The 22,513-nt window shown below is 51.5% G+C and carries 25 protein-coding genes; 15 read left to right on the forward strand and 10 right to left on the reverse strand.

Annotated elements, in window-relative coordinates; genetic code table 11:
- Positions 1–119: 119 nt before the first annotated feature.
- The 4 genes from ACZ520_RS06460 to ACZ520_RS06475 all read left to right on the forward strand — a co-directional run bounded on the left by ACZ520_RS06460 (position 120) and on the right by ACZ520_RS06475 (position 2,659).
- Positions 120–485: an STAS domain-containing protein gene (locus ACZ520_RS06460; RefSeq protein ID WP_232468614.1), complete on the forward strand. Its 366-nt coding sequence runs from the start codon at positions 120–122 to the stop codon at positions 483–485.
- 17 nt (positions 486–502) lie between these two features.
- Complete coding sequence (locus tag ACZ520_RS06465; protein WP_417869656.1) at positions 503–1,147, forward strand: cytochrome b/b6 domain-containing protein; 645 nt, start codon at positions 503–505, stop codon at positions 1,145–1,147.
- 91 nt (positions 1,148–1,238) lie between these two features.
- Positions 1,239–2,021 (forward strand): TIGR02147 family protein, encoded by a 783-nt coding sequence (locus tag ACZ520_RS06470; protein WP_464127795.1) that lies wholly within the window; start codon positions 1,239–1,241, stop codon positions 2,019–2,021.
- Positions 2,021–2,659: a hypothetical protein gene (locus ACZ520_RS06475; protein ID WP_374032528.1), complete on the forward strand. Its 639-nt coding sequence runs from the start codon at positions 2,021–2,023 to the stop codon at positions 2,657–2,659. Before ACZ520_RS06470 ends, ACZ520_RS06475 begins: the two co-directional genes overlap by 1 nt.
- Here ACZ520_RS06475 and ACZ520_RS06480 read toward each other — a convergent pair.
- The 3 genes from ACZ520_RS06480 to ACZ520_RS06490 all read right to left on the reverse strand — a co-directional run bounded on the left by ACZ520_RS06480 (position 2,645) and on the right by ACZ520_RS06490 (position 6,375).
- A complete protein-coding gene (locus tag ACZ520_RS06480; protein ID WP_232468613.1) occupies positions 2,645–3,406 on the reverse strand; it encodes a hypothetical protein in 762 nt (253 codons plus the stop codon). The genes ACZ520_RS06475 and ACZ520_RS06480 overlap by 15 nt on opposite strands.
- A 138-nt stretch (positions 3,407–3,544) precedes the next feature.
- The gene (locus tag ACZ520_RS06485) at positions 3,545–5,398 is read right to left on the reverse strand and encodes a DEAD/DEAH box helicase (protein WP_232468611.1); all 1,854 of its coding nucleotides are present in this window, start codon (positions 5,396–5,398) and stop codon (positions 3,545–3,547) included.
- A gap of 167 nt (positions 5,399–5,565) precedes the next feature.
- Positions 5,566–6,375 carry a hypothetical protein gene (locus tag ACZ520_RS06490; RefSeq protein ID WP_416481042.1) on the reverse strand — a complete coding sequence of 270 codons (810 nt, stop codon included), beginning with the start codon at positions 6,373–6,375 and terminating at the stop codon, positions 5,566–5,568.
- Between the two features lie 213 nt (positions 6,376–6,588).
- On the opposite strand from ACZ520_RS06490, the gene ACZ520_RS06495 reads away from it, so the two are divergent.
- From ACZ520_RS06495 to ACZ520_RS06505, 3 genes are all read left to right on the forward strand, one after another.
- Complete coding sequence (locus tag ACZ520_RS06495; RefSeq protein ID WP_088565659.1) at positions 6,589–8,220, forward strand: ABC-F family ATP-binding cassette domain-containing protein; 1,632 nt, start codon at positions 6,589–6,591, stop codon at positions 8,218–8,220.
- Positions 8,220–9,020: an alpha/beta hydrolase gene (locus tag ACZ520_RS06500; protein ID WP_464127796.1), complete on the forward strand. Its 801-nt coding sequence runs from the start codon at positions 8,220–8,222 to the stop codon at positions 9,018–9,020. The genes ACZ520_RS06495 and ACZ520_RS06500 overlap by 1 nt, the downstream gene beginning before the upstream one ends.
- Before the next feature lie 121 nt (positions 9,021–9,141).
- Positions 9,142–9,411 carry a hypothetical protein gene (locus ACZ520_RS06505; protein WP_416481044.1) on the forward strand — a complete coding sequence of 90 codons (270 nt, stop codon included), beginning with the start codon at positions 9,142–9,144 and terminating at the stop codon, positions 9,409–9,411.
- Between the two features lie 542 nt (positions 9,412–9,953).
- On the opposite strand, the gene ACZ520_RS06510 is transcribed toward ACZ520_RS06505, so the two are convergent.
- Complete coding sequence (locus ACZ520_RS06510; protein ID WP_464127797.1) at positions 9,954–11,000, reverse strand: polyamine ABC transporter substrate-binding protein; 1,047 nt, start codon at positions 10,998–11,000, stop codon at positions 9,954–9,956.
- 29 nt (positions 11,001–11,029) lie between these two features.
- On the opposite strand from ACZ520_RS06510, the gene ACZ520_RS06515 reads away from it, so the two are divergent.
- The 7 genes from ACZ520_RS06515 to ACZ520_RS06545 all read left to right on the forward strand — a co-directional run bounded on the left by ACZ520_RS06515 (position 11,030) and on the right by ACZ520_RS06545 (position 16,699).
- The gene (locus ACZ520_RS06515) at positions 11,030–11,908 is read left to right on the forward strand and encodes an ABC transporter ATP-binding protein (protein WP_088565655.1); all 879 of its coding nucleotides are present in this window, start codon (positions 11,030–11,032) and stop codon (positions 11,906–11,908) included.
- Positions 11,905–12,738: an ABC transporter permease gene (locus ACZ520_RS06520; protein ID WP_088565654.1), complete on the forward strand. Its 834-nt coding sequence runs from the start codon at positions 11,905–11,907 to the stop codon at positions 12,736–12,738. The genes ACZ520_RS06515 and ACZ520_RS06520 overlap by 4 nt, the downstream gene beginning before the upstream one ends.
- Positions 12,725–13,564, forward strand: a complete 840-nt coding sequence (locus tag ACZ520_RS06525; RefSeq protein ID WP_464127798.1) for an ABC transporter permease — start codon at positions 12,725–12,727, stop codon at positions 13,562–13,564. The genes ACZ520_RS06520 and ACZ520_RS06525 overlap by 14 nt, the downstream gene beginning before the upstream one ends.
- Positions 13,533–14,789, forward strand: coding sequence for an MFS transporter (locus ACZ520_RS06530; protein ID WP_464127799.1), 1,257 nt, complete (start codon positions 13,533–13,535; stop codon positions 14,787–14,789). Before ACZ520_RS06525 ends, ACZ520_RS06530 begins: the two co-directional genes overlap by 32 nt.
- A 65-nt stretch (positions 14,790–14,854) precedes the next feature.
- Entirely contained in the window at positions 14,855–15,445 is a 591-nt protein-coding gene (locus ACZ520_RS06535) for an RlmE family RNA methyltransferase (protein ID WP_011163914.1), read from the forward strand.
- The gene (locus tag ACZ520_RS06540) at positions 15,442–16,119 is read left to right on the forward strand and encodes an RluA family pseudouridine synthase (protein ID WP_088565652.1); all 678 of its coding nucleotides are present in this window, start codon (positions 15,442–15,444) and stop codon (positions 16,117–16,119) included. Before ACZ520_RS06535 ends, ACZ520_RS06540 begins: the two co-directional genes overlap by 4 nt.
- Before the next feature lie 88 nt (positions 16,120–16,207).
- Positions 16,208–16,699, forward strand: coding sequence for a MarR family winged helix-turn-helix transcriptional regulator (locus tag ACZ520_RS06545; protein ID WP_232468607.1), 492 nt, complete (start codon positions 16,208–16,210; stop codon positions 16,697–16,699).
- Here the strand turns inward: ACZ520_RS06545 and ACZ520_RS06550 are convergent.
- Positions 16,696–17,337, reverse strand: coding sequence for an HD domain-containing protein (locus ACZ520_RS06550; RefSeq protein ID WP_088565650.1), 642 nt, complete (start codon positions 17,335–17,337; stop codon positions 16,696–16,698). The two genes, ACZ520_RS06545 and ACZ520_RS06550, sit on opposite strands and share 4 nt — an antisense overlap.
- A 15-nt stretch (positions 17,338–17,352) precedes the next feature.
- On the reverse strand, positions 17,353–18,183 hold the full coding sequence (locus ACZ520_RS06555; protein ID WP_464127800.1) for a C1 family peptidase: 831 nt from the start codon (positions 18,181–18,183) through the stop codon (positions 17,353–17,355).
- A gap of 275 nt (positions 18,184–18,458) precedes the next feature.
- Between ACZ520_RS06555 and ACZ520_RS06560 the strand changes: the two genes are divergently transcribed.
- Positions 18,459–19,202: a substrate-binding periplasmic protein gene (locus tag ACZ520_RS06560; protein ID WP_464127801.1), complete on the forward strand. Its 744-nt coding sequence runs from the start codon at positions 18,459–18,461 to the stop codon at positions 19,200–19,202.
- 1 nt (position 19,203) lies between these two features.
- Here ACZ520_RS06560 and ACZ520_RS06565 read toward each other — a convergent pair whose 3' ends face one another.
- The 4 genes from ACZ520_RS06565 to ACZ520_RS06580 form a co-directional block, all read right to left on the reverse strand.
- The gene (locus ACZ520_RS06565) at positions 19,204–19,524 is read right to left on the reverse strand and encodes a VOC family protein (RefSeq protein ID WP_088565647.1); all 321 of its coding nucleotides are present in this window, start codon (positions 19,522–19,524) and stop codon (positions 19,204–19,206) included.
- A gap of 68 nt (positions 19,525–19,592) precedes the next feature.
- Positions 19,593–20,093 carry a thermonuclease family protein gene (locus ACZ520_RS06570; protein WP_088565646.1) on the reverse strand — a complete coding sequence of 167 codons (501 nt, stop codon included), beginning with the start codon at positions 20,091–20,093 and terminating at the stop codon, positions 19,593–19,595.
- Positions 20,094–20,129: 36 nt separating this feature from the next.
- The gene (locus tag ACZ520_RS06575; protein WP_088565645.1) at positions 20,130–21,041 is read right to left on the reverse strand and encodes a S8 family peptidase; all 912 of its coding nucleotides are present in this window, start codon (positions 21,039–21,041) and stop codon (positions 20,130–20,132) included.
- Between the two features lie 176 nt (positions 21,042–21,217).
- Positions 21,218–22,327, reverse strand: coding sequence for a GGDEF domain-containing protein (locus ACZ520_RS06580; RefSeq protein WP_088565644.1), 1,110 nt, complete (start codon positions 22,325–22,327; stop codon positions 21,218–21,220).
- Positions 22,328–22,513: the final 186 nt, after the last annotated feature.

The following is a 22,513-nucleotide window of genomic DNA, read 5'->3' on the forward strand; positions in this document are numbered from 1 at the left end:
TCGGGCTCCGAAATACGGTGCTGGATCATCTTGATATGGTTTTCTTGAGAAATTTTAATGCTGCGCTTCTTGTGTTACCATGTAAAAAATTAAAGAAGCCGATTTCTAGGAGTTGTACGTTGGAAGATCAGAAGTCGTTTCAGTATAGTTTCAACCAGAAAAACAAAATGCTGGTGGTGAGTTTCTCGGGCGAGATCAACACCCCGGTGTTGCCGGCCCTGGAGGCCTGCCGTCAGGAACTTCTCGCCAAGCGCGAGGTCAGTTGTGTGGTGCTGTATTTTCAGGATGTGGATTCCATCAGTGCCGACGCCATACCGTGGCTGGCCCAGGTGCAAAGGGAGATCCGTCTGAAGCCGGCGGAAATCCGCCTGTGTTCTCTGCGCGAAAATCTGCGCGAACGACTGGTGCGTATGGGAGTCATCCGGGGGTTGGAAGTTGCAGATGACTTAAAGTCCGCTCTTTTGTCCTTCAGCCGCGTGGGTTGATGTGCTAAGTTGGCGGCATGAACAACTACAGTTTTAAAAAATACCAACCTCTAAGTCTGCGCGTCTGGCACTGGCTGAATGCCCTGGCAATTTTGGGACTGCTGGGAACAGCTTTTTTGCGTAAAACCTTTTTAAGCTGGCGCACCAATTCCGCGCTGATCGAAAACAAACTTCAGGAAGCCGGAACCACGATCACTCCAGAGCTGGCCAAGGATATTGCAGTCAGTATTCGGACTCCCATGTGGGACTGGCACTATGTGCTGGGCTTCACGTTAGGGGGCTTGCTGCTGGTGCGGGTTCTGGTGGGGATCTTTGCCGTTAAAAAATGCCCGGCCACGCATGCGGCTCAAAGCGCCTGGAATCTGCGCAAGGTTCCCGCAGGACAGAAAGCCAATGCCGTTCATTATACACTCGTTAAAACCGGTTACGCTCTGTTTTATCTGGTCACGGTCTTTATGGTGGCTTCCGGTCTTTTGCTCTATTTCAAAACCGAGCTGGGGATCAGTAAAGAAGCCCTGAATCCCGTCAAAGAAATTCATGAACTGATGATGTGGTTCTTTGTCGCATTTGTTGTTGGGCATATTGTGGGAATTGTTGTCGCGGAAAATCGCCACGATCAAGGGTTGGTTTCGGACATGATTCACGGAGGCCGCAAGGAATAGTGCGGGCCTTTAAGGTGCGGGTTGCAAACACTTAAGATTTCGCGGCCGCACCGCGATTGCCTTGTTGTTCAGTGCCTGATCTGATCGGTGCATGAGCACTAAAAACTTTGTCGATGTCCTGAAAGATCACTACAAAGAAAAACGCGCCAATGACCGTCATTTTTCCCAGAGGGCCTATGCCCGCTATATCGGGATTGATGACTCCCGCCTGTCCAAAATTCTGCTCGGCAAGCGACCGATCCATCCTGAACTGGTGGAAGCCATCGGGCGCAAGATTCAGCTGAGTGATCAGGCCATTGAAAATTTCAAAAAAGCAGAATTGAAGAAATACCGGCGTCACACCCGCCGGGCGAAAAACAACGTCGTCAGGCTGCAGAAGATTCCTTTGGAGACCTTTAAAATCATCTCCGATCCCCGGCACTATCACATACTGGAACTGCTGAAGCTGAAAAGCTTTCAGCCGGACGTTCAGTGGGTGGCTCTGGTGATGGGGATATCCTCTGATCAGGCACAGGAATGTGTGGACCGACTGCAGGCGGTGGGATTGTTGCGTATCGAAAGTGATGGCACATGGGTCGACACTTCCGAGGGATTCACGACGGACATCTTAAGTGATGTGGCTGCGACAGAAGCCCATCGCCGTTTTCAGAAAGCGGTGCTGCTTCGTTCTGTGCAGGCGCTGCAGGATCTGTCGCTGGGGCACCGGGATCAGTCCTCCATTGTGGTGGCCACGGATTCCCGCAAACTGCACGAGGCCAAACAGATGATCAAGGCGTTTCGGCGCAAGCTGGGGCTTTTTCTTTCTGAAAGCGAAACCAAAGATCAGGTGTTTCAGCTCAGTTTGTCGTTGTATCCACTGAACAAGGAGGAGTAGTGAAGGCACTGATGATGCTTGTCATTTCTTTGACGCTGTTAAGTGGTTCTGCTCAGGCCTATCGCGAAAGCAATGGTGGCAAGGGTGTGCTGACGGACCGGGGAGTGGTGTTGCTGGATCTTTTTGAAGCGGGCGTTGAGCTTCCTTTCTTTGGCGGATCTTATTCTGAAAAAACCTACTGGGACCTGCGCGTAAATCTTCCCAGCGACTTTCCGGTGGGGCTGATCGCGCAGAAAATGGCGGACATCGCGCGGTTTTCTCCGGAGCTGCATTTGCTGCTGATGATGTCTTTGAATGATTTACGCTGGGAGTTCACCCGCAGTGAACTTGAACTGACGACGGATTTGGAAAAGCTTCCTGCGGTGGATCCCGCAAAACTGGTTCAATTGGCCGTGCGAAAAAAGAATCAGATTTTCATTCATCGCCCCCTGTGGAATATCCTGTCGCTCGATCAGCAGGCGGCGCTGACGGTGCATGAAATGCTTTATCATCACTTTGATGCGCGGTCGGTGAGCAGGGTCAGTTTGCCAGTGCGAGAGTTTGTCGGGGTGTTGTTTTCGGATCGTTCCTACAGCCAACTGATACAGGATCGTGAGTTCCAGCATCAGTGGCGTAAGATTTTGTTATTTACAGATTGAAAGTTCACTGACGATTTTTTTGGTCCACTTGTGTTTTTGTTTGCGGCCTTGGGGTCTTAGAACCTCCCAGTGGGAGGAACGACTGAGCAATTCGCCTTTGGCAGCAAACTGCATATCCAGCAAATGCAAGCCGCATTTCAGAGAGCTTTCCGGCTTTTCGCCGTCACCGTTTTTGCAGCCGATTTCGGGGCCGTGTCCATGTCGTCCTTCACTTTCATAAGAGGCTTCTTTACCACGATGAAGCTGTAAGATGCCCACGGCGGTTCCATTGGGACCCTTGGCCGTGTGCGGGCCAGCTCCGCAGGTGCTTTCACCCAGGACCATGACATTCATAATGGCGACAAAGACCACCTTCTTTTCTTCCGGTCCCAACTGGGGATAGGCCGGGCAAAGGCTGACAAGATCCGGTGTGCCGTCAAAGAGGTTCGGATACTCGCGCTCATTCAGGATGTTTAGAATATGCCGGCCCCAGGGTCCGTAGCCTGTATTGGTGACCATGCTGCTGCAGACTTCTGCGACCTTGCGGTCCTTCTGTTTGTTGTAGTTGTATTTGTAAATGTCTTTATAGGATTGATCACCACCCACCGCCGAACGAAGGGCGCGGATCTGATCCACGGACTTGTCGCCACGGTCTTCGCAACCCAGGCAAATGCCCCGGGCTCCGTCAGAGCGGTGCACTTTGCGGGTTTCCGCAAATGTCGGCAGTCCCAGCGCAAATATGATTAGTGCCGTTAAGAATTGTCTCATAATGTCTCCGAAACATTGCAAAGCAAGCATGATGCCGGAGTCTTAAAACGAAAAGAGCAGACTCTTAGAGTCTGCTCTTGTTCAGAATCATCACACTGTCGTGACAATTCTGCGCTGTCTCACTATGAGACGGATGAATTAATCGCGGTACTGGCGTTTCGGAGCGCGGAAGCGCTTGATGCCTGGATGGTCACCACGACGCTCAGGACGGTCGTTTTCAGCGCGTTGTGGGCGCTCAGAGCGCTCGCTGCGTTCAGCGCGGGCCGGACGGCTGTCGCTGTTGGCGGAAGCGCGGAAGGAACGTTCGGAACGCTCTGCGCGTTCAGCACGTTCGCTGCGCTCAGGACGTTCTGTGCGTTCAGCTCTTTCCGGACGGTCGCGGAAAGCCGGTCTTTCGGTTCTTTCAGCACGCTGTTCGCCACCGCTGAATTCAGCGCGAGCACCTTCAGAGCGGAAACCGCGCGCAGGGGCGCTGGCACCACGGCCGGCACCGAATGGACGGCGGGCACGGTAATCATCACGGTCATCGCGACGATCGGCGCCACGGGCACCACGGGTGAAGCGGTTGTCGTTTGGATCGCGTGGCAGAAGCTCACGCGGAACACGGTCGCCCATGTAATCCAGCATCAGATCTTTCTTCACGAACACGTTCGGGAAGTAAGCTGCGATGAATCGAGCCAGAAGCTCTTCTTTGGAAAGATCCTTGAAGTTGATGTCTTCAGCCTGGATCAGATCCTGGATCAGGTCCATCGCCAGTTGCAATGGGACTGATTCGGAGTCCATGGTGCTGACTTTATCCATAACGTCTTTGATTTTAAGGCCAGCCACTTCATCAGCAGATGGGACCACACCTTTGGTCAAAACTGCTTTCGTGTTTTGCATCACACGGCGAAGAAGGGTCAATTGTTCCGGGTTCACCAAAGTGATCGCGGTGCCTTTTTGACCGTTACGACCGGTACGGCCGATACGGTGAACATAGGATTCAGTATCCCAAGGCAAAGAATGATTCACCACGTGAGTCAGATCTTTGATATCCAGACCACGGGCCGCAACGTCGGTCGCCACGATGACTTTCACCTGACGCTGTTTGAACTTCTTCAAAGTCGCTTCACGTTCCTGCTGGGATTTGTCACCGTGCAGAGAGTCTGCCGGGAATCCACGCTGAGTCAGAATGTCAGCAAGCTCTGCGACTTCCATTTTTGTCTGGCAGAAGATGATGCCATAGAATTCCGGAGCGGTTTGCAACAGACGGGCAATCACTTCGGTTTTGTAGGAGTTCTTAACTGTGTAGTAGATCTGCTCAATAGTGTCAGCCGTGCCGCCCACTTTGTTCACAGAGACAGTTTCAGGATTTTCAAGGTAAGTGGAAGTCAAACGACGAACTTCCGAAGACATGGTTGCAGAGAACAACCATGTACGGCAAGCCGCGCGAACAGAGTCTGAATCTTCCGGCTGAGTTGCAGAAAGGATTGTTTCCAGAGCTTCTTTAAAGCCCATGGAAAGCATTTCGTCAGCTTCATCCAGAACGACAGTTTTCACGCTCTGAAGTTTGATCATTTTCTGTTCAAGGAAGTCAACCAGACGGCCCGGAGTTGCCACCACGATGTGTGCGCCACGTTTAACGCCGTCGATTTGTGTGCGGTAAGAAGCGCCACCGTAGATTGTAACTACGCGAACGCCTTTTTTCTTACCCAGCAAAGTCAGTTGTTCTGCCACTTGCAGAGCCAGCTCACGCGTTGGGCTCAGGACAAGAGCCTGAGTGTCTTTGGTGGTGCTGTCGATATTTTCAATCAGCGGAATCCCGAAGGCAGCGGTTTTACCGGTACCCGTGGAAGCCAGACCGATAAAGTCATTGGCACCAGCCAGCAGAATCGGCAAAGCCTGACGCTGGATCGGAGTTGGAGTGGTGAAGCCCATGTCTGCCATCGCAGCCATCACAGGTGCACTCAGTCCAAAGTTTTCAAAATTGTCTACGGTTGTTAACGGAGTCATTAGAGACCTTTCAGGTATTGGAAGTGGTCTCAAATAAAAAACACCATATGTGCATTGATACCGCACTGCTTGCGGCAGATCCAAGCCCACTTCAAAAAGATGCGCCAAGATAGTCGATCTTGGCGCGAAAAGCTTTATATATTTTTAATATTTCCCAGAATAATGAACTATTTGCACAACGGAAGGGACTTCACGATAGCGGCGATGTTATTGATTTGTTGGTACTTTCCGCCGGATTTGATCACGGCCCAATACACCCCTGAACTTACGACAATACGACCTTTGCTCTTGATCTGGCCGGCCATAATGCCAACTCCGCAGTGCAGGTTGATATAGGGATCCAGGATGGTCTTCTTGGGGTCGGTGGGCGCCAGGTTCTTATCCTTTTGCCAGTCAAACTTGCAGTAGCGGGCCCACTGGACATCCTGATAGGACAGTTGCAGAAGCCCTTCAGAGTAGACCTTCCCGCCGGTCACAGGGTCTGTGCCCATAGTGGTTTCGTGCATGCGTGAAACGGGACTGTAGGCGCTCTCATATTTTGCGATGGCGACAAAAAGCTGGGCCCAGGCATTGGCCCGCTGGTTGTTGTCCAGGGTGTTGTATTTCGGGCAGAAGGTGGTGATATCGTCAGCGCCAGGAAGCAGGCTGCTCCATTCGTTCAAAATCAGCTCTTGCAGATATTTGGACCATTCGGTGCGTTCGGGGTACTTGGTGCTTTCCCAGGCCAGGGCCTGCATTTTATAGCCGGGTTCCGGTTCTGGGGTCGGCGTTGGCGTGGGTGTCACGCCCGTATCGGTATCATCACCGGGATCGGTGCTGCCGGGATCTGTGACCCCTGCACTTTGGTTGGAATCATCCAGACTGGTGACTGGAAATTGGCTGGAATTTGCACAACCTGTGAACAGAACAACGAGTGAAATCAAGGCGGCAGCGATTGTATTGTTTTTAACTGCAGTGTGGTTCTTTGTTGCGATCATGTGTAACCCCCGCAGCTCTACCAGAGCAACGTCGGGACCATGTGAGGCGGGTCTATATTTGGCGAAGTGCTTGATATCTCTTAAGGATTTGGACCAGAAAAATCGCGAATTTATGATTTTTTGTGTACACTCTGAGAGGTGCTAAAAAAGAAGGCAGATTTTCCCGAAATTTTTTGAAGCCTTCAGAGGCAAAAAAAGTTATACGAAGGACCTATGATTCATTTATCGAACATCACCAAGCAGCAGGGTAACAAAGTCCTCTATCGCAACGGATCTTTCCAGATCAATGCCGGAGAGAAAATTGGTCTGGTCGGCCCCAACGGCGCCGGTAAAACCACCATCTTCCGCATCATCATGGGCGAAGAGGGCATCGACGGCGGCACTATTTCCAAATCGGATCGTACTGTGATCGGTTACTTCTCCCAGAACATCGAAGAGATGAAAGGGAAGTCCGCTCTTGAGGAAGTAAAGTCCGCTGTTGGCAACATCGGCGACATGCAGGCGCGCATGCAGGAATGTGAAGCCAAGCTTGCTGATCCGGATCTGGATCCGGATGAAATGATGAAGATTCTTGAAGTCTACGGCGAACTGCAGGGCGAATTTGAACGCCTGGGTGGTTATGACCTTGAATCCCGTGCCGCTGAAATCCTGACCGGTCTTGGTATCGGCCCGGACGATTATCACCGTCCTTGCGAAAGTTTCTCAGGCGGTTGGAAAATGCGTATCGCTTTGGCAAAAATCCTGGCGCTGAATCCGGAAGTTTTGTTGATGGATGAGCCGACGAATCACCTGGACGTTGAATCCATCGTGTGGCTGGAAGAGTGGCTGGTGAACTTCAAGGGCGCGATTCTGATGACAAGCCACGATCGTGACTTCATGAACCGTCTGGTGGGCAAGATCGTTGAGATCGCCAACAAAACCATCACGGTCTATGGTGGCAACTATGACTTCTATGAAAAAGAACGCGACATCCGCAAAGAACAGCTTATTGCCGCAGCCAAACGTCAAGAGGACATGCTGGCGAAGGAAGAAGAGTTCATTGCCAGATTTGCGGCGCGTGCTTCCCACGCAGCGCAAGTTCAGTCCCGCGTGAAGAAACTTGAAAAGATCGACCGTATTGAAATCCCGGACGAAGAAGCTGAAATCAAATTTGAATGGCCGGTGCCTGCCCGTGGTGGGGACGAGGTGGTGAAGCTGGAAGGCCTTTCCAAGATCTGGACACGTGATGACGGCAAGGAAAAGCTGGTCTTCTCGGGGGCTAATGCTTTGGTGAAACGTCTGGACCGTATTGCGGTTGTGGGTGTGAACGGTGCGGGTAAATCCACACTGCTTAAAATCATTGCCGGTCATGCCGAAGCCACTGAAGGCAAAATGACTTTGGGGGCTTCCATCACTCTGGGGTATTTCTCCCAAAATTCTTTGGACGTTCTGGATCCAAAGATGACAATCGTGGATGAGGTTCATTCGCGCATTCCGAATGCGGGTATGGGCACGGTGCGAAGTCTTTTGGGTGCTTTCAAATTCTCGGGCGAAGAGGCTGAGAAAAAGATCTCGATCCTGTCGGGTGGTGAAAAGTCCCGCGTGGTTCTGGCCTGCATCCTGGCGCAGCCGGTGAATTTGCTGATTCTGGATGAGCCGACGAATCACCTGGATATCAAATCCCGCGAGTTGCTGCTGGATGCGATCAAGAACTTCCCGGGCACTGTGATGATCGTATCGCACGACCGTCACTTCCTGCGCGAAGTGACCACCAGAGTCTTCGAAGTCGACAAGAATCAGATTCGCATCTATGACGGCGACTACGAGTACTATCAGCACAAAAAACAACAAGAGCAGATGGCTTAATGGCCGGCAAAACCCTGGATCTGAAAAGTTTCAAAATTCCGCTGGGAAAACTTTCCCCGCTTGAAACTTTTCGCACTCGCCAGGGGGATGTCCTTTCTTACCGTATTTACCCCGCTTGGTCGGACAACCTGATTGTTCTGTATCACGGGGTGGGGAGCGACAGCCGGTACATGTGTGTCCTGGCCACAGCCATGGCCCAGGCCGGGCTTGGCACTGTGGTGACCCCGGATCTGCGCGGTCATGGCGCCAGTCTGAACGCGGCCGATCCGCATTCACAGCATCAATTCGAAATCGATCTTGAAGAATTAATCATTCATATCAAAATGACTCGCGCGGTTTCTCGCGTGATATTGGCCGGTCACTCGTTGGGTGGCGGTTTTGTGTTGCGTGTGGCGGTGTCGGACATTCGCAGGCAGTTCGCCCAATTTCTGGCGATCTCTCCGTATCTGCCGCCCGGTTTGCATGTTTTCCACGACGATTTCGGCGGATGGATTTCACCGGACGGCAATGGTGGTTTTAAGGTCAACTTGCCTGTTGAATTCATCAGTGGTCAGGAAAAGGTGACTTACAGTGCGGCCTATCTGGCAGCAGTGACTCCGTCAGATAAGATCATGGCTGATATTCAGAAGCTTCATCCACCGGTTCACGTGGTCGTGGGTGAACAGGATGAACTCATCATCCCGCAGCGGCAGGAGCAGCTCTTCACCGAAGCGGGAGCGAACATCCGTGTGGTGCAGGGTCTGAATCATCTCACGATTGTCTCGAAACCGGATGTCTGGTTGTCGCAAATTTCACTTTGAGCCGCAAGCATTACGAATTATCCCCCAGGTGGGGAATTTACTCTAAACCCCTTTAGCTCTATTAAAGTCCTGCCGAAAAGTTATACGAAATAACCAAAATAATTGAACGTAGGTGGTGGTTATGAATACGGAGCTTGGCGCATTTGCGCTCAGGCAGGTGCTTGCCTCGACAGCAGTGTTGGGCCCGATCCTGATCTTGATCGGCCTTTGTTACTTCCTCTTTAACCAAAGCAGAAGAAGTGTGACCTTGTATATAGGCACGGGATTAATTTTGACCGTCATCGGAGTCGCCTGTCTGTACTCCGAACTCCAAAGCGAAGACTCGCGGGCCCACAACGATGCGGCCATCGAACAGGTCGAAGTCATCGCAGAGGAAGCTGTTCGGAAGTAGTTCCTTTTACTTCCTTCCTAGCGCGGGGGATTTGGCGGCTTGTTGCCGCAGCCTTGGCGCTACGGGGGACGCCATCCGGGCTCAATTGTCGTTCGTCCCCTTCGGGGCCGAATGCGCGCCATCCAGGCGCCGACAAAGCCCCCTTCGGCCAAGCCTGCGGCAACAAGCCGCCAAATCTGCGTTGAATAAAGCAAAAGAAACCACTTCCGAACATCCCATCACAAAGACGTCGGTTCTATGTCACATCGTCGTGCACCTGCGCTCAAAAACAAAGCACATCGAATTTCTACCGTACTGGCACTTATTGTCGCGTGCCTGCGCAGTTAAGAACACATTGATAGTTATTAGTTATTTTCGACTGGAACAATTTGGATGGGGACTTGAGGGAGCCCGACGCAGCGGTCTTTGCCGGCGCCTGGATGGCGCGAACTCGGCCCCGAAGGGGACGAGCGGCAATTGAGCCCGGATGGCGTACCGCGGAGGCGGGATCCCTCAAGACCCCATCCAAACCCCGCGCCACCCGGCAACGAACAAACCCACAATCAGTGAGTTTTAATTTCTGTCCAAGAGTCTTCGAAGAGTTTGTTTTTTTCGCCTTGGTCTTGGATTCGTTCCAGTTTTTTAAGAGTGGCTTCGTCCGGGAATAAGGCGCGGTTGTTTTGCATTTCTTTTGTCAGCGAGGCTTTGGTGTTTTTTAGAACGGGGCCGCCAAGGATTGTCTTTACGCGGTTGATTTCGGCTTGTTCACTTAGCAGGAAGTTGATCAGCTTGTGGGCGGCCTCCGGGTGTTTGGCGCCTTTGATGATGACCAGGTTGTCGATGGCGAATGTTCCACCTTCTTCCGGGATGATGTATTCGATTTTTCCTGGGGACTTGTCGGCGGCCTGAAGGGCGTCAGAGGAATAGGTCTGAGCGGCAGCGACTTCCTTGTTGTTCAGGATGTCGATGGTGTCAGAGGCAAACATCTTTACGTTCTTCTTTGCTTTTAACAAAGTGTCTTTGGCTTTTTTTATTTCTTCCGGGTTGGTGCTGTTCACGCTGAAGCCGTTCATTTTCAGTGCGGCGCCCAGGGTTTCGCGCACGTCATCCAAAAGGGCGAACTTGCCTTTCAGTTGCGGATTTTCCAGAAGGTCTTTCCAGCTTTTGATCGGGCCTTTGTAAAGATCACGGTTCACTGCGATGCCTGCTGTCGTCCAGATGTAGGGCAGCGAGAACTTGTTTTCCGGGTCGTAGTTCTGCTTCAGGAACTGAGGATCAATCAGGGTTTTGCTTGAAATCTGGTCCGGCTTCAGTGCTTCCAGCAGATTCATCTTGGACATGACTTCGACCATATAGTCCGAAGGCACGGCCACGTCGATGCCGGACGATCCCATTTGCACTTTGGCCAGCAATTCTTCATTCGAGGAATAGTTGGAAATGTTGATCTTGATGCCGGTTTCTTTCTCAAACTGCGCCTGCAATTCCGGGGAGATATAGTTGCCCCAGATAGACAGGTTCACTTCTTTGGCTTCAGAAACTTCAGCAGACTTCTTTGTACATCCCGCCAGCAGCCCACAAAGAACCAGGCCGGCCATCAATATTCTCGACATTTTTTTATTTCCTTCTTATTGTTAGAAGCATGTTGGAACTTCTGAATATCGGCAAGAGTTTTTCCAGTCAAACGGCTCTGAAGGGAGTCAATCTTTCCATTGGGGAAGGGGAGTTTTTTTCCCTCTTGGGGCCCAGTGGATGTGGAAAGACAACACTTCTTCGCATCATTGCCGGTCTTGAAAGCGCCACTTCAGGGCAGATTCTGCTGGATGGTCAGCGCGTGGATCATCTGCCTGCGCAAAAACGTCCCTTTAACATGGTCTTTCAGCGCTATGCTCTTTTCCCGCACATGAGCGTGGGGGAAAACATTGCCTATGGTCTGCGCCTGAAAGGTTTGGGTAAAGATCAGATCGAGGCCAAGGTTGCTGAAGTGCTGGCCTTGGTGGACATGGGCGAGTTCCGGGACCGCAAGCCTGAAACATTGTCCGGCGGGCAGTCCCAACGTGTGGCCGTGGCGCGCGCCCTGGTGAACGAACCCCGCGTGCTTTTGCTGGACGAGCCTTTGTCGGCGCTGGATTACCGCATGCGTGAACACATGCAAAAGGAGCTGCGTGCCTTGCAGCAAAAACTGGGGCTGACCTTTATCTGTGTGACTCATGATCAGGAAGAGGCTTTGGCCCTTTCAGACCGTATCGGCATCATGAGCCGGGGAGTTTTGGAGCAAGTCAGTTCTCCGCGCGAGATTTACGAAAATCCGGAAACCATCTTTGCTTCTCAGTTTGTGGAATCCACCAGTCTGCTGCGGGGCGAGCTTGTCGAGGTCAGTGAGGACCTGGCCACCATTCGTCTGGGCGATGGCAGTCTTATCAAAGGTAAAATCAACGTGCCGCCGGATCAGATCCGTCTGGGGATGAGCATCGAAGCCTACGTTCGTCGCGCCATGGTCTTTGGCGAGCGTGAAAAGTGAAATTAAGAGATCTGTTCCTTCTGCCGGTGGGTTTGTGGTTTGTGGTCTTTGTGCTGCTGCCGCTGATTATTGTCGGGGTGGTGAGTTTTGCAACCCGCGGAACCTATGGTGGCGTCGAATGGTCATGGACCATGGCCAACTATGTGCGGGCTTTTTCGCCGACTTACCTGGGGATTTTTGCCGAGAGTTTCAAGCTGGCTCTGGTTACGACGGGGTTTTGCCTGGTGTTGGGAGTTCTTGTGTCCTGGGCCATGGCGACCTCTTCCACGCGTTTGCGCCAGCTTTATCTGATGGCCATCGTTCTGCCATTTCTGACCAATCTGGTGATTCGTATTTACGCCATCCGACTTTTTGTCGGGGCCGAGGGGCCGCTTCAGGCCGGGCTGACGTTCTTGGGAATTCCCTTTGATGCGTTTGCCTTGACCCAGAACAAGTGGCTGGTGCTTTACGGAATGATCACAACTTATCTGCCATTTATGGTTTTGCCGCTGTATGGGGCATTTGAAAAATTTGATTTTTCTTTGGTGGAGGCCGCTCAGGATCTGGGGGCAGATGTCTGGAAAATTCTTTTCACGGTGATTTTGCCGAATCTGAAAAAAGCCCTGTGGGCGGGGTCCTTGCTGGTGTTTATTCCTTCATTGGGTGAATACGTGATTCCCGATCTTTTGGGCGGCGCCAAGAACATGCTTTATGGAAACCTGATCACCGAGCAGTTTTTGAAAGCCCGTGACTGGCCTTTCGGGGCGGCCTTGTCTGTGCTGATGATGGTGCTTTTGCTGGTGTTGGCGTTGGTATTCAGAATGTGGGAGGCGCGCCGTGCCCGCAACTGAACGAAGCCGTCCTCAGGCGCCCCCATTGGCGAAGATTGTTTTGTGGGTGACGCTGCTTTTGCTGCACACACCGATTCTGGTTATGATTCTGGGGGCGTTGATTGAAAAGACGCCGGATTCCTGGAGCTGGACCCTGCGCTGGTTTGCTGAAGTCGTGAATGATCAGGCTTTGATGGATGCCTTGAAAAACAGTGTGTTTGTCGGCGTGATTGCAAGTCTTCTTTCGACTGTGATTGGCACCAGTGCGGCGGTGGGATTGTACCGCTCTGCCGGAGGCTGGCGCTGGGCTGTCGAGGGGCTGTCCGTGGTTTCTCTGGTGTTTCCAGAGATTGTTTTTGCGCTGTCGCTTTTGTCGTTGTTCTTTATTTTGCAGTTTGAGCTGGGGCTGACAACCGTCGTGATTGCCCATGTCAGCTTCAGTATTTCCTATGTGATGATGACTGTCGGGGCAAGGCTTGCAACGCTGGATCGCAGCCTTGAGGATGCCGCCCGTGATCTTGGCGCCACCGAATGGCAGACCTATCGTTCGGTGGTGTTGCCGCTGTTGGTGCCGTCGATCATCGGTGGCGGGGCTTTAAGTTTCTTGCTGTCCTTTGACGATTTTCTGATCACCTATTTCGTGAACGGTGTGGGGCAGGATACGCTGCCGGTCAAGCTTTACACGGCGATGAAGCTGGGGGTCAGCCCCAAGCTGAATGCGCTTTCAAGTCTGATGTTTGTTATGACTTTGCTGGCGCTGATTTTCTTCTTCCGTTCTTCCGCGTTCCGTGTTTTCTTTGAAGCGCGGGGGAAGCATGAATCCAAATCAGAAAAAGAAAATCCTTAGCTGGGCCTTTTATGACTGGGCCAACAGTGGTTATGCCACGACGGTCATGGCCGCCTTTTTTCCGGTTTTTCTTAAGCAATATTGGAGCGTCGGCACTGACGCTGTTGTGACCACGGCCCGTCTGGGGGTCACCATTTCTGTTTCAAGTCTTGCTATCGCCTTGATGAGCCCCACTTTGGGCGTTATCGCGGACATGAAGGGCTATAAAAAGCTCTTTTGCATGGTCTTTACTTTAATTGGGGTCGTCGGTTGTGCCTGGATGGGGTTCATTCCGCAAGGGGACTGGGTCAGTGCTTTGTGGGCCTACGGTATCACACTGGCGGCTTTTAATGCGGCCAGTGTTTTTTATGATTCGCTTCTTCCTTACGTGGCGGAGCTCAAGTACATGGACTTTGCTTCGTCGTTGGGATACTCGCTGGGCTATCTGGGCGGCGGCGTCCTGCTGCTGCTGAATGTGCTGATGGCCCTTTATCCGTTAAGCTTTGGTATTCCGGATGCTACGGTGGCGACCAAGCTGTCGTTCATGATTGTGTCGGTGTGGTGGCTGGCGTTTTCTTTACCACTGATGAAGAACGTGCCAGAGCCTGATGCGGAAAGATCGGTGAAAGGCATCGGGACCTTGACGCTGGAAAGTTTGCGCACACTCAAAGGGACTTTGAAGGCCCTGATGAAAGAGCGCAATCTGTTTATGTTCATGGTGGCTTATTGGCTTTATATTGATGGGGTCTACACCGTGATGACCATGGCGGTGGATTACGGAATTTCGATTGGTTTTGAATCCAAGGATCTGATTGCCGCTTTGCTGATCACGCAGTTCATCGGTTTCCCTTGTGCTTATTTCTTCGGAACTTTGACCAAGCGCTGGGGTGCCAAGATGCCAATTCTGGTTTGTATCATAGTGTACGGAGTGACCGTGATAGCCGCCACCCAGATGAAAACCGCCACGCATTTCTATTTGCTGGCCACCGTAATCGGTCTGGTGCAGGGTGGGGTGCAGTCCCTCAGTCGCTCTATGTTTGGCCGTATGATCCCGAAAGAGGCCAGTGGCGAATATTTTGGATTGTTCAACCTGGTGGGCCGCTTTGCCTCGATTCTGGGGCCATTGGTGGTCGCGGCCGGGGCGATGCTCAGCGGAAGCTCGCGCTGGGGGATGGTGGGGTTGCTCGTTCTATTCGTTTCTGGCGGCGTTCTGCTGGCCATGGTGAAAGAGCCTCGCGACGCCTAATCCTTTTTACCGAGGCCCCAAAAAGGGGTGGACTTTATCGGGGGTTCGCTGGATAACCCTCCGATATGACTTATAATCCTCGCGATCACTACTTCAGAAAAGCAAAGCAGGAAAACTTTGCGGCTCGTTCCGTCTTCAAACTTGAAGAGATCGACCAGAAATTCAAGATGTTCAAGCCCGGTCAGGTGGTGCTGGATCTGGGTGCTTCTCCGGGGTCGTGGTCGCAGTATGCTTCCAAGATGGCGGGTGAAAAAGGCCGTGTTCTGGGTGTGGACCTGAGCCCGGTGACGGTGAAGCTGAAGAATGCCGTATTTATTCAGGCCGATCTTCGTGATCTGAATCTGGAAGACATCTTTAAGGAACATGGCTTCGTGCCGCCGTTTGATATTGTGATGTCAGACATGGCGCCCAAGACCACGGGCATTCGCATGACCGATCAGGCACGTTCCATGGAGTTGTGTGAGCTGGCTTTGGATGTCGCTCGCCGCTTCCTGAAAAAAGACGGACACTTTGTGTGCAAGCTCTTCCACAGTGATGACTTCGGCAAGCTTCGCGATGAAATGAAAAAGACCTTCGCGAAAGTGGAGGCCGTGAAGCCGGATTCCACCCGCAAGATTTCCAAAGAGATATTCCTCGTAGGCCTTAGTAAAAAATGATTCAGATCGTATTTGAGAATACTCACTTTATCATCTGTGACAAACCCGCAGGTGTGCTTTCCACACCCAGTCGCTTTGAAGAAGATGATGCCCGTCTGTGCCTGGGAACGGCTTTACAGAAGGAAAAGGGAATTCAAATCTATCCGGTGAACCGACTTGATTTCGAAGTTTCGGGTCTGGTGGTTTATGCCAAGACAGCAGAGGCGCATCGTAAAGCCAATGCGTGGTTTGAAAACAAGACTGTGAAAAAGACCTATCGTGCTCTGACCACCGGGCAGAGTTATGCGCATATCCCGGCGAACGTGCCCAATGATAAACTGGCACTCAGTCCGCAAGTGGGGAACACATTTGAGTGGCGCTGTCGTTTGCTGCGGGGAAAACGCCGGGCGTATGAAAGCCCGCAAGGCAAGGAATGCCTTACTGTGGCGGTTTTCAGAGGCATGCAGGGCGAATATCAGGTCTGGGATCTGAACCCTGTCACTGGACGTTCGCACCAATTGCGTTTTGATTTAAGTCGTCACGGTTATCCGATTGTGGGTGACAAGCTTTATGGATCAACTGTGGAACTTTCTGACAATCGCATCGCTCTTCGCTCGTACAGAATTGACTTTGCGAACGCAAATGGAGCCTCAGCTCTAGGGCTGCCGGAGTTCATCGAGATCTCTTCATCTTAGTCTTTGCGTGGCTTTGCAAAATGTCATGTATGGCAGTGCATATAAAAATCGTTTGCACGATCTCATCGAATAGTACTTAATTGATTTCATGAGTAATACTTATTCTGAGTACAGGTCCGAGGTGGGTGAAGTCATGGACTATATCCGCCATATCTTCAAAGCCCTTCGCGTGTCTTCCAGTCAGTTCGAGAAAGATCTAGGTTTGAGTGCCGCACAAATTTTTGTGATGAAAAAACTCAAAGAGGAACCAGGGCTTTCCATCAATGACCTGGCTTTAAGGACCACCACCCATCAAAGCTCCGTCTCTGTGGTGGTCAAAAAGCTCGAAGAGCAAGGCCTTGTATCCCGCATGATATCCAAAGAAGATTCCCGCAAAGTGGTTGTATCGCTCACTCCCTCCGGTCTGGAAAAACTCAGCGAAATCCCCCGAACAGTTCAAGAACACATGATCGACACTCTTCAGAATATGCCGCCGGAAAAAACGGCGTCGCTGGCCGAACTGATGCGCGAATTTGTGATTGAGGCGGGAATTGTGGAATCGGTTCCTGCGCCAATGTTTGGTGAAGACAGCGGACGCTAGATTTCTCTTTTGATCTGGTCAAGATAGGTTCTGATGAAGGCGACACGATGTTCGCCTTCTTTTTTTGCGGTTGGTGTGTTCAGGTGATCCACCAATTTGAACAGCTTCGAAAAGAAATGATCAATGCCATAACTTTTGTCGTCCAGTTCGCGCGTCTCTGCCCAAGGGTCTTCTTCGGCATAGAAAGGCCGGCTTAGCTGCGTGGTCACGGCAAAGCAGCGGGCAATGCCGATGGCACCCAGGCTGTCCAGGCGATCGGCATCCTGAACAATACGGGCCTCCAGGGTTTCTGGTTTGATGCCGGCACTGTAGCTGTGTGATTCAATGGCGTGGCGAATATCATCAAAGTACTGTTCCGGATACTGCACAGACTTCAGGTATTCAATGGCCGCTTCGGCAGACAGCTTGGAGGCATAAGGCCTGCGCGGATCATTCTTGGGAACATTGATATAGTCGTGAAAGAAGGCCGCCGGCATGACGATTTCCCAGCGGGCATGTTCAGCCTGGCAAAGCTGCTTGGCGGTGCTTACCACGCGCATAATATGAAGATAATCATGCGCGGGATCCGAACTCGGATAGAGCACGCGAGCCTTGTTGCTAAACAGATGATACCAGTGTTTTTCCTGAAATGCGCTCATGGCTTCAATTTTAAGCTAGGGTTCAACGACTCTCACCATAGGACCGGTGAGTTTGTCAAAATACGCCGTCAAGGGCTGATCCGAGAAACCATCGACATGATCGAAGGTCACATAGCCATAACCCTGATTGCCCCAGTGAGGGCCCCAGGAGTTTTTAAACATAAAGACTCTTTGTTCGTCGTCATAACCCACAATCAGGACTGCGTGGCCTCCGCAGTTGATTTTGCCACTGTCACAGTCGGCGTTGATCTGAGGGCTGAATGTGAAGGTGCCTTTTTGGTCGTTGATATGAGACAGGGATACTTTCAGTGTCACGACGACCGGACGTTTCGCGTCCAGCTCCTGGATGAAAAGCTCGGACCATGGTTTTCGCACCCACATCTGGGTGATGATTTTTGTGCGGAGGCTGCGATAGTCGACGCGGGTGACTTTCTGCTGGCGCAGATCGAAGAAGCTGGTTTGTTCCGGAGTGAAGGGTTTGGTGAAGTCCAGACTGCTTTCCTGATAAGGCAGGTCTTTTTCCAGATACAGACTGTTGCCATTGGAGAAATTCAAAAGCAACTGATAGGTGTTTCCGAATTCCACTTCTGGACGCCATGGGGACTGCACCTTGTGGCGATAGATTTCGTATTCTTCCGAAATGTCGTAATCGTGACCGGTAAAGCCTTTGATGGTGGATTCAATCAATGCTGACACGGCAAAATAAGCACAGGTGTCACGGCGCTTTTGATCTTTGACCTCGGTTTGCAAAGGACGCAGGTCCACTTGCTTGGCCAGAGCCATTTCCAAAAAGAACGAGCATAGCAGGCCGAGCGCCAGAATCAGACGGGTCAAGAGCAGCTTCACGAAACACTCCAGTGTTTAAAAATCATTCAATCTGTAAAGCCAAAGCAAGCTTCTTGCCAGCGGGAAAGCCGCCACCTTGCAGGCGGGGCGACCTCCGGCCCGGCCACAGAGTAAAAACGACAGGATTCATCGTTATTTAGACAGTCCTCTTAAGGGGCCGAATTTGATGAAGCTTTGTCCCTGATATCGACCGGTTTGCAGGGGAAAAGAGTTGAACATTTTGTTATCCAACTTCATTCTGTGACGAACTCTTTTTGTACGTGCAGGTTGTGAGTATGTTCCGCGTTTTGATTTTTATGGGCGTCTGCTTTGCCGTTGTTACGGCCCAGGCTGAAAAGATAGTGTTTGCCTCCTATGATGATATTCCCCCTAAGATTTACCGCGAAGCCGGGGAGCTTAAGGGCACTTATGTGGAAATCATCCGCGAGGCCTGCAAGCGCATGAACGTGGAGCCCGTTTTTGAAACTTATCCCTGGCCGCGGGCCGAGGTCATGACAGAATTGGGGAAAGTCGATGCTCTGTTTCCGCCTTTTTTGACGGAAGCCCGCCAGAAGGTTTATTACTTCACTGAAGAGCCCACTAGCAAGACCCGTAATCTGGCTTTCGCTCTAAAAAAGCGCAACTTGAAGATCAACAGTTTTGAAGACTTCAAAGGGCTGACGGTCGGCGTGAATGATCGCTATTCTTACGGTCCCGCCTTTGACGATTTCAAGAAAAAGCTGCGCTTGGATCACAGCACCACCCAAGAGATGCTGGTGAAAAAGCTCAGTGCCAACGACGTAAAACGTGTTGATGTGGTGATCGCCTCGGAAGAAGCATTTTGGTTCCTGATCAGGCGGATGGGGTATAAGGATGTTTTTGAAGAGGTCTTCGTGGTTTCAGAAAATCCGTCTTACGTGGTTTTCTCCAAAGCCGCAGGCAAAGGGCATCAGCAACTGGCGGAACGATTTAACAAAACCCTTTTGAAGATGAAAAAAGAGGGCGTGACCAAAAAGATCTTCGACAAGTACATGAAGTGAGTCAGTCCGGCTCGGGCAGGTTGATCAGATTGTTCTGCCAGGGGGCGGGCTCCCACAGTTCGATGCGCTGTCCTTGAGGGTCATGAATCCAGGCAAACGAACCAAAGTCGTTTTCAACCACTGGGTCCTCGATTTGAATGCCTTTCCCAGCAAGTTCATTCAGCAGAGTTTTCAGGCCATCGACCTGAAAGTGCAGATCAGATCTTTGCTGCGATGGTGTGAAGTCCTGCGTGTCAATATCCCGGGTCTTGTCGGTGATATGGTTTCCCAGGTTGGAGCGGTGCCAGTCCGAAATGCGCTGTTTTTGAAATTCGTGTGCCATGGGATTATTCTGGCGGGCGGTGCCGAGGCCCGCAATGGTGGCGAGCCCCGGTGTGCAAACAAGCAGAATTAATAATTGGCAGGCTGACGCAAAGACTTGCACCAGTCCGGATGGCTTTTGGTTCCGCCGTCATAGGCATAGGCCAGGTTGTTCTTTAGCAGAATGTCCGCCAAAGATCTGCCGTCAACCATGACGTCCGCCAGAATGCGGAAGTACTTGTCACGCTGAACATTGTGAAGCTCCACACTTTTGGCGTTTTTAAGGGTGCTGGCCACAAGGTTGCGGGCAATGCGACCGGCTTCCTTTTCACACTTGTTTTTCGTTTTTACTTCCGGCGTGTCGATGCCAAAAACACGCACGCTGATCTTTTTCCCGATCAGGGCCGGGACATTGGGAATGTTCACGGTCAGGGTGTCACCGTCATAGTTTTTCAGAACCTCCACGCAGCGGAAGGTTTTTTCATCGTGTTCACAGGTGGCTTGGATCGCCGGGACTTCCCGGGCTTGCAAACTTTCAGAGCAGGCGGTGATCATCAGGGGCAGAAGCAGAATCAATGCAGGTTTCAACATAAGGATATTGTAGCGTCTTTTGGGGACCGCTAGCAACTACTCCAGATTCAATCCCACCTGTAAGTTTGAAATGCGAGTCTGGGAACGGATTTTCCTGGAAAGCTGGCGGTCTTTGACGCCGCTTTTAACCAGCGCTCTTTTAATGTCCTGCGGATTCAGGGTTTCCCAAGGGCGGTTGAGCATCAGCGAGGCCGCCAGTCCACTGACCCACGCCGTTGCCTGGGAGGTGCCGCTCATATATCCGTATTTTCCGCCGGGAAGGGCTGAAAACACATTTTTTCCCGGAGCTGCAATATCCACAGAACTTGTGCCGAAGTTACTGGACGCCAGCAGGCGTTTTTGTGAATCCATGGCAGCCACGGAAATGATGTTGTTCAGTTTGTATCCTGCCGGGTAATAGCCCACCAGGTCGGTGTTGCGCCCCTCGTTGCCGGCGGCAGCGACAAAAAGAATGCCCTGTTCCTGGGCGTCGCGAATGGCTGCCTCTTCCATGGGGCTTCTTTCGTCACCACCGCCGGAATAATTGATAATATCCGCTTTCATCTTTGTGGCGTAACGAATGGCCTTCACAGTATTCATCAGGTTGTCGTTCGCCGGAATCGACGGATCATAATATTTCAAAATCATGAACTTCACCCGCGAAGAACGGGTGCGCTGCTGGATGATGCCGGCCACATGTGTGCCGTGACCGTGGTTGTCGGTCAGGTCGTTGTTGTTGGAAACAAAATTCCATCCATGGAGGTCATCGGCATATCCATTGCCATCATCATCTTTCATGTTGTCTTTTTCGCGGGGGTTCACCCACAGGTTGTCGCGAAGCAGGGGATGATTCACATCCACGCCGGTGTCGATGATCGCAACGACAATATCCTTTTCTGAATTCTCTTGAGAGTATGAATTCATCGAGGCCCCCAGAACTGTAGTGATTAAAAACAGAATTGCTTTCATGCTGAAGTGCTAAAGCAAGCATGAAGCCAACACGGGGGACGGGTTGAATGTAACTGAGCCGGAATTTCACTGCGGGTGTTCAGAAATCTCTGAACATAAAAAAAGCCCGAACGATTGTTCAGGCTTTTCTGGTCACCATACTTCTATTGACGACTGTCTAAAATTTGGACAGTCCCTCAGGCAACACGTTTGATCTGGGAGCCCTTGGACACGGTGTATTTGTTGCGTCCTGTCTGCTTGGATTCATACAGGGCCTCGTCGGCGCGCTTGTAAAGAGAGTCCGCTTTTTCTCCGGGCATCACTTCGGCGATACCCATGGACACGGTGAAGCGGATTTCAAACTTCTCGTGAACGAAGACCTCTTTGCGGATGCGGTTCATGGCCTCTTCCGCCATGCGCACCGCCGCCTGGGCATCGCAGCCCGGCAGGATCACCGCAAATTCCTCACCACCCAGACGGGCAATGAAGTCCTCTTCGCGGGAGAAGCTTTCCTGGATCAGGCGAACACATTCCTGCAGGACAAAGTCGCCAATGTCGTGGCCGTAGGAATCGTTGATCTTTTTAAAGAAGTCGATATCCATAATGATCAACGTCATAGGGTCTTTGTCGATCTCATGCAACTGCAGGTAACGGCGGATTTGCTCGTCATAGCTTCTGCGGTTGTGGGCCCCGGTCAAATGGTCTTTTCTCATGGTTGTGTTAGCTTCCATAAGCTGCTTTTTGACCGTGGTCAGGTTCTTCTTGATCGCCTCCATGCGTTTGGAACGGCGTTCATTATGCGTGCTCTGATGCTTCAGATAGAAATTGATAAATTCACGGGACTTGGCGCGCAGGTCTTCAATAGAGTTGGATTCAACCGCCTCACGCAGTTGCTCCAGACTTTGATTGATGTCGCCGCTGGCCGAAGCTTCGGCATCGACCTCTTCGCTCAGGTGATCGGCAAATTCCCAGATGATGCGTTTAAAGTCATCAAAGGTGTTTTGCACATAGCTGTATTCATCAATGCGATAACTGGAAATAAACTGACGGATTTCAAACAGCACGCGTTCGGTGTCGGCATGGTCCTGCTTCACCAGAGCCTTTGAAAAGTTATCCAGCTTGTTGCGCACTTTGCGCACCGAGTGGTTCTGGATTTCAAAAAGGTGCTTGTTCATAACGTCGAGAATAAAGAGCAGGGTTGCGCGCTCTTCGCTCATGGCTGGAACATCCTTGGCTTTTTCAGTGCCACTGTTCGAGCCCCAGTCCATGTCAAACTGATCAACTAGTTTTTTCACCCACTGTTTCAAGTCAGCCTCCTGGCCACGGATACAACACTTTATTATCGGACTTATTGGCCTTTGTTTGAAGATGGGGCGGTGAATTTTTGACGGTTCCGTCTCATCCTGAAACACCGAAAAAAACATTTAATTTTATTTACGTTGCAACTGTGTTGCTTTTTAGCATTTTCGTCGAGGTCCTGCTCCAGCCTGAAG

This window comes from Bdellovibrio sp. BIS2, assembly GCF_055398295.1.